General features: G+C 33.3%; 7 protein-coding genes and 3 tRNA genes. 6 read left to right on the plus strand and 4 right to left on the minus strand.

Annotation, left to right across the window (positions count from 1 at the left end):
* Positions 1–167: 167 nt before the first annotated feature.
* Positions 168–2,729 (minus strand): ATP-dependent Clp protease ATP-binding subunit, encoded by a 2,562-nt coding sequence (locus tag C7447_RS11430; RefSeq protein ID WP_148870635.1) that lies wholly within the window; start codon positions 2,727–2,729, stop codon positions 168–170.
* Between the two features lie 333 nt (positions 2,730–3,062).
* On the opposite strand from C7447_RS11430, the gene gyrA reads away from it, so the two are divergent.
* Together gyrA and C7447_RS11440 are read left to right on the plus strand one after the other, a co-directional pair.
* Entirely contained in the window at positions 3,063–5,567 is a 2,505-nt protein-coding gene (gene gyrA, locus C7447_RS11435) for a DNA gyrase subunit A (protein ID WP_148870636.1), read from the plus strand.
* Positions 5,568–5,590: 23 nt separating this feature from the next.
* Positions 5,591–6,835: a tetratricopeptide repeat protein gene (locus tag C7447_RS11440; RefSeq protein ID WP_148870637.1), complete on the plus strand. Its 1,245-nt coding sequence runs from the start codon at positions 5,591–5,593 to the stop codon at positions 6,833–6,835.
* Positions 6,836–6,888: 53 nt separating this feature from the next.
* Here C7447_RS11440 and C7447_RS11445 read toward each other — a convergent pair whose 3' ends face one another.
* Both C7447_RS11445 and C7447_RS11450 read right to left on the minus strand, forming a co-directional pair.
* Complete coding sequence (locus tag C7447_RS11445) at positions 6,889–7,623, minus strand: C40 family peptidase (protein WP_246143067.1); 735 nt, start codon at positions 7,621–7,623, stop codon at positions 6,889–6,891.
* Between the two features lie 52 nt (positions 7,624–7,675).
* Positions 7,676–8,851 (minus strand): acetyl-CoA C-acyltransferase, encoded by a 1,176-nt coding sequence (locus C7447_RS11450; RefSeq protein WP_148870638.1) that lies wholly within the window; start codon positions 8,849–8,851, stop codon positions 7,676–7,678.
* Positions 8,852–8,954: 103 nt separating this feature from the next.
* Here C7447_RS11450 and C7447_RS11455 point away from each other — a divergent pair, with 103 nt between their 5' ends.
* From C7447_RS11455 to C7447_RS11470, 4 genes are all read left to right on the plus strand, one after another.
* Positions 8,955–11,018: an HD family phosphohydrolase gene (locus tag C7447_RS11455; RefSeq protein ID WP_148870639.1), complete on the plus strand. Its 2,064-nt coding sequence runs from the start codon at positions 8,955–8,957 to the stop codon at positions 11,016–11,018.
* Positions 11,019–11,102: 84 nt separating this feature from the next.
* Positions 11,103–11,187, plus strand: a tRNA-Ser gene (locus C7447_RS11460).
* A gap of 20 nt (positions 11,188–11,207) precedes the next feature.
* Positions 11,208–11,282: transfer RNA gene (locus tag C7447_RS11465), tRNA-Pro, on the plus strand.
* Positions 11,283–11,311: 29 nt separating this feature from the next.
* Positions 11,312–11,385 (plus strand) — tRNA-Arg (locus C7447_RS11470).
* Between the two features lie 192 nt (positions 11,386–11,577).
* On the opposite strand, the gene C7447_RS11475 is transcribed toward C7447_RS11470, so the two are convergent.
* Positions 11,578–12,486 carry a helix-turn-helix domain-containing protein gene (locus C7447_RS11475; protein ID WP_148870640.1) on the minus strand — a complete coding sequence of 303 codons (909 nt, stop codon included), beginning with the start codon at positions 12,484–12,486 and terminating at the stop codon, positions 11,578–11,580.
* Between the last annotated feature and the right edge of the window lie 2 nt (positions 12,487–12,488).

The raw sequence follows: 12,488 nt of genomic DNA on the forward strand, positions 1-12,488 counted from the left end.
GATATCCCTAGATTTTAGTGGGATATTATAAGGTTCTAGCAATTTTTCACTAAGATAGTGAAAATGAAAAGGTAAGGAAATTTGGTTAAAAATAAGTTTTTCACAATGTTTTCCACTTTTTGGGTGAAATAAAAAATCCCGAGCAATTTGCTCGGGATTTTGGTTTTTTATTCTTCGTCTATTTCGGTTCGGGTTTCTTTAGGTTTTTCACCTTTTTCAATTTTTATTGTGAGCTTATTGTCTTTCTCATCTAAATCCATAAAAATTGTGTCCCCTTCATCTAATTTAGCGCTTACGATCTCTTCGGCTAAAGCATCTTCTATATACTTTTGTATGGCACGTTTTAAAGGACGTGCACCATATTGCTTGTCAAAACCTTTGTCTGCAATATAGTCTTTTGCTTTTTCGCTTAAATTTAAATGGTACCCTAAATCTGAAATACGCGCTAATAATTTTTTCAACTCAATATCGATAATCTTATGAATATCTTCACGTTCTAGAGAATTAAAGATAATTACATCGTCGATACGGTTTAAAAACTCAGGAGCAAACGATTTCTTTAAAGCGCCTTCTATAATGCTTTTTGTATGCGCGTCTTCTTGTTCTTTTTTAGAAGCAGTACCAAAACCAACACCCGCACCAAAGTCTTTTACTTTACGAGCACCAATGTTAGATGTCATGATAATAATCGTATTTCTAAAATCGATTTTACGACCTAAACTATCGGTAATATGTCCGTCATCTAAGATTTGTAACAACATGTTAAATACATCTGGATGCGCTTTTTCAATCTCATCTAAAAGAATAACAGAGTATGGTTTGCGACGTACCTTTTCGGTTAATTGTCCGCCTTCTTCGTAACCCACATATCCTGGAGGTGCACCAATTAAACGAGAAATCGCAAATTTTTCCATGTATTCACTCATGTCGATTCTAATTAAAGAATCGTCAGAATCAAACAATTCACGGGCCAAAACTTTAGCCAATTGTGTTTTACCAACCCCAGTAGAACCTAAGAAAATAAACGACCCTATTGGTTTGTTAGGATCTTTTAATCCTACACGGTTTCGTTGAATAGCTTTTACTACTTTGGTAACAGCATCATCTTGACCAATTACTTTTCCTTTAATTAGGTTTGGTAAATCTGCTAAACGATGGCTTTCTGCTTCAGCAACACGATTTACAGGAATTCCTGTCATCATCGAAACTACTTCAGCAACATTGTCTTCAGTTACAACTTGACGATGTAATTTAGAATCTTCTTCCCATTGGTTTTGAGCAGATTCTAAAGCAGATTCAATATTCTTTTCATCATCACGAAGCTTTGCAGCCTCTTCATATTTTTGCCCGCTAACGGCTTTGGTTTTACGATCGCGAATTTCAGCTAATTTTGCTTCTAACTCTAATACTTGTTGAGGTACTATGATGTTCGTAATATGAATACGAGAACCCGCTTCATCTAAAGCATCAATAGCTTTGTCTGGTAAAAAACGGTCCGTCATGTAACGGTTGGTTAATTTTACACAGGCTTCAATAGCTTCGTCAGTAAAATCTACATGATGATGTGCCTCATATTTTCCTTTAATGTTGTGTAAAATTTGTATGGTTTCTTCAACGCTTGTTGGATCTACAATTACTTTTTGAAAACGACGCTCTAAAGCCCCGTCTTTTTCAATATTAGTTCTGTATTCATCTAAGGTTGTGGCTCCAATACATTGAATTTCTCCACGAGCTAACGCAGGTTTAAGCATGTTAGAAGCATCTAATGATCCTGTTGCACCACCAGCACCAACAATAGTATGAATTTCATCAATAAATAAAATAATATCGTCGTTTTTTTCAAGCTCATTCATTAAGGCCTTCATGCGTTCTTCGAACTGTCCACGGTATTTTGTGCCAGCAACTAAGCTTGCTAAATCTAAAGAAACAATGCGTTTGTCAAATAGAATTCTTGATACTTTTCTGTTCACAATTCGCAAGGCTAAACCTTCGGCGATGGCAGATTTACCAACACCAGGTTCTCCAATTAACATTGGATTGTTCTTTTTGCGACGGCTCAAAATTTGAGAAACACGCTCTATTTCCTTTAAACGGCCCACAACAGGGTCAAGCTTTCCAGCTTCAGCAAGTTCTGTTAAATCGCGTCCAAAATTATCGAGAACAGGTGTTTTCGATTTCTTTGCAGGCTTTCCTTTTTGAGATTGTTGCCCGTAAGGATTTGCTTTTTCTTCAGAAAAATCGTCATCACTTGGAGTTTCTGCAATTGGATTAATAGGTAAATCTTCATCAGCAACATGTAATTCTTTATACAATGCTTTTGCTTGATCGTAATCTACGTCATATTTCTGCAATAATTTTGTTGTAGGGTCATTTTCGTTACGTAAAATACATAACAATAAATGAGCTGTATCGATAGCTTCGCTATGATATAATTTTGCTTCTAAAAACGTTGTTTTTATAGCTTTCTCTGCTTGTCTAGTTAAGTGTAAACTCTTTTTTTGACTTTCTTCAAAAGAAGGAGTAGATGGGTTTAGTCTTTCTAATTTATTGCGTACCAAGTTTAAATCTACATCGAAGGTAGTTAAAATCTCGATTGCTTTTCCGTCTCCTTTTCTAATCAAACCTAACAAAAGGTGTTCGGTTCCGATAAAATCATGTCCTAAGCGTAATGCTTCTTCTTTACTAAAAGTGATTACATCTCTAACTTCGGGTGAAAAATTTTCGTCCATAAATCTAAATTTCTATCTGTTGTAAAGTTAGTGAGAATTTTTTATTGAAAAACACAAAAAGGATGCCAGTTGTTTTTTGCTGTCATATTGGCGTAAAAAAGAGTCGTTTTTAAGCGTGTTTTTTTAGTGAAAAAAAATGTTAAAAAATCAATTAATTTGTTAATAACTCCCTTTAAATAATTACCAATAAACCTTGGGCGTTCCTACTAAAAAGTATATCTTGCAATGTTTTAAGAAAAGATGCTTTTAGGGGCATGTTTTAAAGTGAATTTTATCTTGAATAGAATTCACTTTTTTAACGAAAATGAGTACTAATATTTTAAAAAGAGATATATGGCAGACGGCGAAAAGTTGATTCCAATTAACATTGAAGAGCAAATGAAATCAGCTTACATCGATTACTCGATGTCGGTGATTGTATCAAGAGCCTTACCAGATGTTCGTGATGGTTTAAAACCCGTGCATCGTAGAGTGTTATTTGGTATGCACGAATTAGGAATTAAAGCTACTGGAGCGTATAAAAAATCAGCAAGAATTGTTGGGGAAGTGTTAGGTAAGTATCACCCACATGGAGATACTTCTGTTTACGATTCAATGGTGCGTATGGCGCAAGATTGGAGTGTTCGTTACATGATGGTAGACGGGCAAGGGAACTTTGGTTCTGTTGATGGTGATAGTCCTGCAGCAATGCGTTATACTGAGGTGCGTATGCAAAAAATATCAGAAGATATGTTGGCTGATATTGAAAAAGATACTGTAGATCATAAGTTAAACTTTGATGATACTTTACAAGAACCTACCGTTTTACCAACACGTATCCCTAACTTATTAGTAAACGGAGCTTCAGGTATTGCGGTTGGTATGGCTACCAATATGGCACCTCACAACTTAACAGAAGTTGTAAATGGTACTATCGCTTATATCGAGAATAGAGATATAGAGATCGACGAGTTAATGCAACACGTAAAGGCTCCAGATTTCCCAACAGGTGGAATTATTTATGGGTACGATGGTGTTCGTGATGCATTTCATACCGGTCGTGGTCGTATTGTTATGCGTGCTAAAGCTACTATTGAAGAAGTAAAAGGCCGTGAGTGTATTATAGTTACTGAAATTCCTTATCAGGTTAACAAAGCAGAAATGATTAAAAAAACTGCAGATTTAGTTAACGACAAAAAATTAGAAGGAATTGCAAGTATTCGTGATGAATCTGATAGAAAAGGAATGCGTGTTGTATACGTATTAAAACGTGATGCGATTCCGAATATCGTTCTTAATAAATTATTTAAGTATACACAATTACAAACATCGTTTAGTGTAAATAATATTGCGTTAGTAAATGGTCGTCCAGAGCAATTAAACTTAAAGCAATTAATTCATTATTTTGTAGAGCATCGTCATGAAGTTGTTGTTCGTAGAACAGAATTTGAATTGAAAAAAGCTGAAGCTCGTGCACATATTTTAGAAGGATTAATTATTGCTTCTGATAATATTGATGAAGTAATTGCTATTATTCGAGGATCTAGTAATGCAGATGAAGCACGTGAAAAGTTAATGGAACGCTTCGAATTAACTGAAATTCAAGCAAAAGCCATTGTAGAAATGCGTTTACGCCAGTTAACAGGACTAGAGCAAGATAAGTTACGTGCTGAATATGAGGAAATAATGGCTACAATTATAGACTTAAAAGATATTTTAGCAAACGAACCAAGACGTTATCAGATCATAACTGATGAATTGATTCAGATTAGAGATAAGTATGGTGACGATCGTCGCTCTGTAATAGAGTATGCTGGAGGAGACATGAGTATCGAAGATATGATTCCAGATTCTAAAGTAGTAGTAACTATTTCTCATGCAGGTTATGTTAAACGTACTAATTTAGATGAATACAAAGTTCAAAATAGAGGAGGACGTGGACAAAAAGGAGCTACGACGCGTAATGAGGATTTCTTAGAACATTTATTTGTTGGGACTAACCATCAACATATGTTATTCTTCACGCAAAAAGGAAAAGTATTTTGGATGCGCGTGTATGAAATACCTGAAGGAGGGAAAAATACAAAAGGGAGAGCGATTCAAAACCTTATCAATATTGAGCAAGATGATAAAGTAAAGGCATTCTTAGTTACAGGTGATTTAAAAGATGAAGATTACATCAATAACCACTATGTAATTATGGCTACTAAAAAAGGTCAAGTTAAGAAAACTCCTCTAGAACAATACTCTCGTCCAAGAGCAAATGGAATTAATGCAATTACCATTAAAGAAGGAGATGAGTTATTAGAAGCGAAGTTAACGACTGGAGATAGCCAAGTAATGTTAGCTTTAAAATCTGGTAAATCAATTCGTTTTGAAGAAGAGAAAACACGACCAATGGGAAGAACAGCATCTGGAGTTCGTGGTATTACTTTACAACATGAAAAAGATGAAGTTATCGGAATGGTGTCTGTAAATGATATGGAAAGTAACATTTTAGTAGTTTCAGAGAAAGGATACGGAAAACGATCTAAGCTAGAGGACTACCGAATTACGAATCGTGGAGGAAAAGGAGTTAAAACATTGAATATTTCAGAAAAAACAGGTAATTTAGTAGCAATCAAGAATGTAGATGACTCTAACGATTTAATGATTATTAATAAATCTGGAATTACTATTCGTATGGCTGTGGAAGATTTACGTGTTATGGGGCGTGCAACACAAGGTGTAAGGCTTATCAATATCAAAGGAGATGATAGTATTGCAGCGGTAGCTAAAGTAATGCGAGAAGAAGAAAGTGAAGAAGAGAGTGAAAATGGCATGGAAAATGAAAATGGAACAAACGAAAATCAAGAATAACAATAAATTAAACAATAACTAAAATGAAAAAACAAGTTTTAGCCCTTTCTTTAGGTTTACTAACCATTAGTTCTTTTGCGCAAAAAAAAGAATTGAAAGAAGCCGAAAAAGCAATTAAAAGCAATGATTTTGCAGGTGCTCTTTCGACTATCAATTCTGTAGAAGGATTAATAGCTAATGCAGATGATAAGTATAAATCTAAATTTTACTTTTTAAAAGGTAAAGCTTTATCAGGCCAAAAAAAATATACTGCTGCTGCTGATGCATTTAATCAGTTGTTAGCTTTTGAAAAGCAGTCTGGTAAGAATCTGTATTCTTCAAACGTAGCTGCAATTGTTGGCGTAATGACTCAAAATGTTTCTAACGAAGCAGTAGATTTATATAACAATAAAGAGGATTATAAAGGCGCAGCAGAAAAATTTTATCTAACTTATAAATTAAGTCCAAAAGATACTGCTTTTGCATTTAATGCAGCGGTAAGCGCAACACAAGCCAAAGATTATGATGCGGCATTAAAGTATTATAAAGAATTAAGAAAGATAGGATATACAGGAATAGAAACCCAATATGTAGCTACTAAGAAGTCTACAGGAGAAGTTGAAAATTTAGGTTCTAAATCTCAAAGAGATTTAATGGTTAAATCTGGAGAATATATTAAGCCAGATGTAATTGCAAGTGAGGGTAAATCAGCAACTATTGTTAAAAATATTGCTTTAATTTTAAAAGAGCAAGGAAAAACAGACGAAGCAATTGCAGCATTAGCTGAAGCTCGTAAAGCAAATCCAAAAGATTTAAACTTATTATTAAATGAAGCAGATATGTATATTAAGCTTAAAAAAATGGATAAGTTTGGAGAATTGATGAGCGAAGCTATTGCATTAGATCCTGAGAATCCTACTTTGTATTATAATCTTGGAGTGGTTAACTTTAACCAAGATAGAGTAGAGGAAGCAAAAGGCTATTACAGAAAAGCGATTGAGTTAAAACCAGATTATGCTGATGCATATATGAATTTAGCTGTAGCTACCTTAGATAAGGACAAAAAAATAGTTGAAGAAATGAATAAAAATTTATCTAACTTTAAAAAGTATGATGAATTAGCTGCTCAACAAAAACAAGTTTACAAAGAAGCTTTACCTTATTTAGAAAAAGCAGATAGTTTAAATAGAAATGCTGATTCTGTTAGAACGTTAATGAGTATTTATGAAGTTCTAGAAATGTCTGATAAGGCTAAAGAGTTTAGAGATTTGTACAAATCGATGCAATAGTTCTAAACAACAATGAATAAAAAAACCGAAACATTATGTTTCGGTTTTTTTATTTACACCATTTTTTTTATGACTCTCAGTTTATGAGAATGTTGTTGTGTGTCTACATTATAAATTCCACTATGATCTAATTTGTCAATACGGACTTTACCATGAGCGTGAATAATATTATAATCATTCATAATAATGCCTACATGCGTAATATTTCCTTCTTCATTATCGAAAAAAGCTAAATCACCAGGTTCGCTTTCTTCAATAAAACTTAAAACTTCCCCTTGAGAAGCTTGTTGTTTAGCATCACGAAGTAAATTATGACCGCAAAGTTTATAGACAGTTTGTGTAAAACCTGAGCAGTCAATTCCAAAAGGAGTTTTACCACCCCATAAATAGGGAACGTTTAAAAATAAATAAGCTTTTTCTATGATAGCCGGTTTAGGTAAAATTTCATTACAAACTTTGCCATCGTATAAAAAAGTTGTAGTATTAATTTTAAAGGAATTTTGATCATAAAAAGGAAGATGTGCACCTAACGGAATAGTTGTTAGGTTGTTTCTATCATCAGTGATAAAATCTATCAAATTACCTGCATAATTCTTTTTCTCGGTAGATAATTGTTGATAAACTTCACGTGATATTTCTTCGTATTGTTTATTATCAATAAAACCTTCGTAACTATCAAAAGCTAAACGAATTTTACTCCACTTTTTATCTTTCTCTAATACTTCAAAATGTTCACCAAAAACAACTTGATTAACCATTTCCGAAGCATCCGAAGCTAATAAACGCATCGGCACAATACTTAAATTACAAATTCCGAACAATACAGAAGTTTTAATAAAATTAAATTCTTTCAATAACCATTGCACTGGCACCACCACCACCATTACAAATACCGGCAGCACCAATTTTAGCGTTATTTTGTTTTAAGATAGAGGTTAAAGCAATTATAATTCTTGCTCCAGAAACTCCTAATGGATGTCCCAAAGAAACAGCTCCACCGTTCACATTTACTTTATTGGTAGACAATCCTAAAATTTTCATATTAGCTAAACCAACAACAGCAAATGCTTCATTTAATTCAAAATAATCAACATCATCAATAGCAAGACCAGCTTTTGATAATGCTTTTGGTAGTGCTTTTGCTGGCGCAGTTGTAAACCATTTTGGTTCTTGCGCAGCATCTGCATAGCTTCTAATTTTTGCTAAGGGAGTAATACCTAATTCTTTTGCTTTATCGGCAGACATTAGTACTAACGCAGCTCCACCATCATTAATGGTAGAAGCATTAGCCGCCGTAACGGTTCCTTCTTTTGTAAATGCGGGACGTAAACTAGGGATTTTATCCATTTTCACGTTCTTATATTCTTCATCTTCAGCAAAAATTAAAGGCTCCCCACGACGTTGAGGCACTTCTACAGGCACAATTTCATCTGCATATTTTCCTTCACTCCATGCTTTTGCAGAACGATGGTAAGATTCTACAGCAAAAGCATCTTGATCTTCTCTAGAAAACTTATATTCAGTAGCACATTCATCTGCGCAAACACCCATTGCTACTTGTTCGTATGCGTCAACTAAACCGTCTTTTTGCATTCCGTCTTCCATTTTTATTGGTCCGAATTTAGAACCCATTCTAGCGTGTTGATAATGTGGAATTAAACTCATATTTTCCATACCACCAGCTACTACGATTTCTGCATCGCCTAAAGCAATTGTTTGCGCTGCTAACATAATCGATTTCATACCAGATGAACATACTTTATTTACGGTAGTACAAGGCACAGTATTTGGAATTCCAGCATAAATAGCTGCTTGACGCGCTGGTGCTTGGCCTAACCCAGCAGATACCACATTTCCCATAAAAACTTCTTCGACCATTTCTGGTTTTAGGTTAATTTTATCTAAAGCACCTTTTATAGCGATTGCGCCTAATTTTGGGGCTGGTATAGTAGATAAAGTACCTAAAAAGCTTCCAATTGGGGTTCTTGCAACTGATGCGATAACTACTTCTTTCATATTTGTGTGTTTGTATTTAAAAATTGTCTTGCGAAAATAACCATTTTATAGCAAGTACTCAAATAATTCCAAAAGGTTATATTTACATCCCCAAACATAAATAATGGATAAATTAATTAATATATTATATAAAAATAACGCATCCTTTTATAAAGCTTTGTTGTTTTTAATTACAGCAGTTGCTATTGTATACTTATTTCCAAAAGGAGGTCAATTTAAGTATGATTATTCTCAAGGTAAACCTTGGCAGTATGATAATTTATACGCTCCATTTGATTTTGCTATTCAGAAAACAGATGCAGAAATAGCTGTTGAAAAAGAAGAAATAGAATCAAATTCAAACCAGTATTTTGTTTTCAATACAGCTACTAAAGAAGAGGTTGCAAAAGAGTTTGTTTCTCAAATGAATTTATTAATTCCTTCGGATAGTTTATCTACGAGAGATATTAATAAACTTACAAAATATGGAAAAGATATTATAGAGGATATTTATAAATATGGATTTATAGATGAAGCAAGTAAAGGTAAAATCATATCTGAAAATTCCATAATTAATATTCGAAAAGGAAATGCAATAGAGAATATTGCTTTTTCAAGAATGGTACAATCTAATCAAGTATTGCCAATTATAACAAAAGGAGTAGAGAGTTTTCCAAAATTCTACGGAAGAAATTATACGTTTAATATATTATCAGAAATATTAAAACCCAATGTAACTTTCGATTCTGATTTTACTCAGAAAGAATTAAACGAAGCACTGAAAGGAATTTCATACACGAAGGGTAAAATTTCTAAAGGAGAGCTAATAATACTTAAAGGAGATATTGTAGAAGGAAAAAGCTTTAGTGTGTTAAAATCATTTGAAGTAGCGTCAAAATCTCAAATTTGGACAAAGTCTAATTATAATTGGATTGTTTTTGGGTATACTGTCTTAGTCTCGTTAGCTTTGTTAATGTTGTTGTTGTTTTTGAAAAAATACAGACTTGAAATATTTAACGATAACAATAAAGTAACCTTCATCTTTTTCAATGTTTTCTTGCTAATCTTCATTCAAACATTAGTGATTAAGTACAATTCTGACTATGTATATGTAGTTCCGTTAAGTATTTTACCCATAGTATTAAAAGCTTTTTTTGATGCGCGTTTAGGACTGTTTACACATGTGTTAACAGTTTTGTTACTTGGTTTTATTGTACCAAACAGTTTCGAGTTTATTTATTTACATATCATTGCAGGAATTGTAACTATTTTAACCGTCTCAGAGCTTTATAAAAGAGCAAACTTATTTATTTCAATTGGTCAAATTACGTTAATCTATATGTTAACCTATTTTGCTTTTTCGATAATTAAAGAAGGAAACGCAAACAATTTAAATTGGACGTATTTTATCTTATTTGCAGCTAATGGATTGTTGTCTTTCTTAGCAGTATTCTTTATTTATTTTTATGAAAAAGTCTTCGGATTAGTTTCTGATGTTACCCTTTTGGAATTATCGAATACAAACTCAAAATTACTGCGAGATTTAAATGAAAAAGCACCAGGAACGTTTCAACATTCTATGCAAGTAGCCAATTTAGCAGAAGCAGCAGCAAATGAAATAGGAGCAAACTCTATGTTGGTACGTACAGGGGCATTATACCATGATATTGGTAAAATGACAAACCCTATGTATTTTACAGAGAATCAGTCAACAGGAGTAAATCCACATAATGATTTGTCGCCAAAAGATAGTGCTCGTATCATTTTAGATCATGTCATAAAAGGAATAGAAATTGCTAAGAAGAATAATGTTCCTGATAGAATTATTGATTTTATTAGAACCCATCATGGTACAAGCTTAGTGTATTATTTTTATAAGCAAGAAGAAAATAACAATCCTGATGAAAAAATAGATGTTAGAAAGTTTCAATATCAAGGACCTATTCCTTTTTCAAAGGAGACAGCTATTTTAATGATATGCGATGCAGCAGAAGCAGCGTCAAAGAGTTTGAAAAATCCAACAGCACATTCCATAGATTCTTTAATAGATAAAATTGTAGAGAAGCAAAAAGGAGACAATCAATTCATAAATTCGGATATTACGTTTAGAGAAATTGAAAAAATTAAAAAAGTTATAAAGAATAAACTAATGAATATCTATCACTTACGTGTAGAGTACCCAGATTAAGTGTTTTTTTTATAAAAAATATTTGCGAGATTGTATTTCTACCCTTACATTTGCACTCGCAATTTTTAACTCTTTAAGAGTTGAGGAGAGTTGCCAGAGTGGTTAATGGAGCAGTTTGCTAAACTGTCGACGGGTAACTGTCGCGTGGGTTCGAATCCCACACTCTCCGCAAAGAAAAAAGATAACCATCGGGGTGTAGCGTAGCCCGGTTATCGCGCCGCGTTTGGGACGCGGAGGTCGCAGGTTCGAATCCTGCCACCCCGACACTGTTTTCGTAGAAACATAAAAACTACGGGCTCGTAGCTCAGCTGGATAGAGCACCTCCCTTCTAAGGAGGCGGTCATAGGTTCGAATCCTATCGGGCTCACTTAAAGCTTCACTAGAAATAGTGAGGCTTTTTTGTTTTCAGTAGGATATTAAAAAGGAATTAGAAAATTATTAAGAATTGAATGCTGTTATTTTTATTGTGTAAATAATTAAAATATCATGCTGTTTTTTTGTAGATAGTAGTTCATTTAGTAAGTATAATCTCTCCTTGCTTCATGATTTTTATCTAAAATTAATTTAATTGCCGATAAACACTTGGCGACAATCCAGTCTTTCTTTTGAATACTTTAGTAAAATGTTGCGGATATTCATATCCGAAAGCATATGCTATTTGACTAAGTGGTTCTGAAGTACCCAGTAATAAGTCCTTAGCTTTGTCCACTACAAAATCTCGGATAAACTCTTGAGAATTTTTACCTATTTCCTTTCTCAATAAATCACTTAAATAATTTGGAGACATATGTAGATAAGTGGCACATGAAGCAACAGTGGGAATTCCATCATTTAAAGGCTTTTTCGTTTGATAATATTCAGCTAAAAAGCTCTGTAATTTTGTAACTACATCTTGATTATGATTTGTTCTAGTATAAAATTGGCGATCGTAAAATCGTAGACAATACCCCAAAAACAGTTCTAGGTTTGAGTTAATCAAACTCTGACTATGTTTATCAATATTCTGATTAATTTCAATAGTAATGTTGTTAATAATTTCAGTCAATGTTATTTTTTCTGAATCAGAAACGTGAAGGGCTTCTGTTGTTTCATAATCGAAAAAGGCATATTGATTTATCGATTTACCAATAGGCGATTTCCTAATTAAATCTGGATGAATTAAAATTAAAAAGCCTTTTGATTCGGTACTATTTTGTGCATCTAGAGAAGTAAGTACTTGCCCAGGTTTTAAAAAAGCTAATGTACCATCAGTAAAATCATAAATACTGCGACCATATCCCAATTGACAATTGACACCTTCTTTCATCCAAATTTGATACAAATCAATACGAGCCCTCATTCCATCTGCGAATTGATTAAATTCAATTTCTTCAAATTTCAATATAGAGAGAAGTGGATGTTTTGACTTTGTAACTTTTATTACTGAATGTACCTCAGATATTGTATTTATAACTTGTAAATCTTTCATTA

It is taken from the genome of Tenacibaculum adriaticum, assembly GCF_008124875.1.
In the GTDB taxonomy this organism is placed as follows: Bacteria; Bacteroidota; Bacteroidia; order Flavobacteriales; family Flavobacteriaceae; genus Polaribacter; species Polaribacter adriaticus.

What these genes read in the sequence shown, in the direction of transcription:
- gyrA (WP_148870636.1), top strand. Translation starts at nt 3,063, where the DNA reads ATGGCAGACGGCGAAAAGTTGATTCCAATTAACATTGAAGAGCAAATG.
- C7447_RS11455 (WP_148870639.1), top strand. Translation starts at nt 8,955, where the DNA reads ATGGATAAATTAATTAATATATTATATAAAAATAACGCATCCTTTTAT.
- C7447_RS11440 (WP_148870637.1), top strand. Translation starts at nt 5,591, where the DNA reads ATGAAAAAACAAGTTTTAGCCCTTTCTTTAGGTTTACTAACCATTAGT.
- C7447_RS11475 (WP_148870640.1), bottom strand. Translation starts at nt 12,486, where the DNA reads ATGAAAGATTTACAAGTTATAAATACAATATCTGAGGTACATTCAGTA.
- C7447_RS11445 (WP_246143067.1), bottom strand. Translation starts at nt 7,623, where the DNA reads ATGCGTTTATTAGCTTCGGATGCTTCGGAAATGGTTAATCAAGTTGTT.
- C7447_RS11430 (WP_148870635.1), bottom strand. Translation starts at nt 2,729, where the DNA reads ATGGACGAAAATTTTTCACCCGAAGTTAGAGATGTAATCACTTTTAGT.
- C7447_RS11450 (WP_148870638.1), bottom strand. Translation starts at nt 8,851, where the DNA reads ATGAAAGAAGTAGTTATCGCATCAGTTGCAAGAACCCCAATTGGAAGC.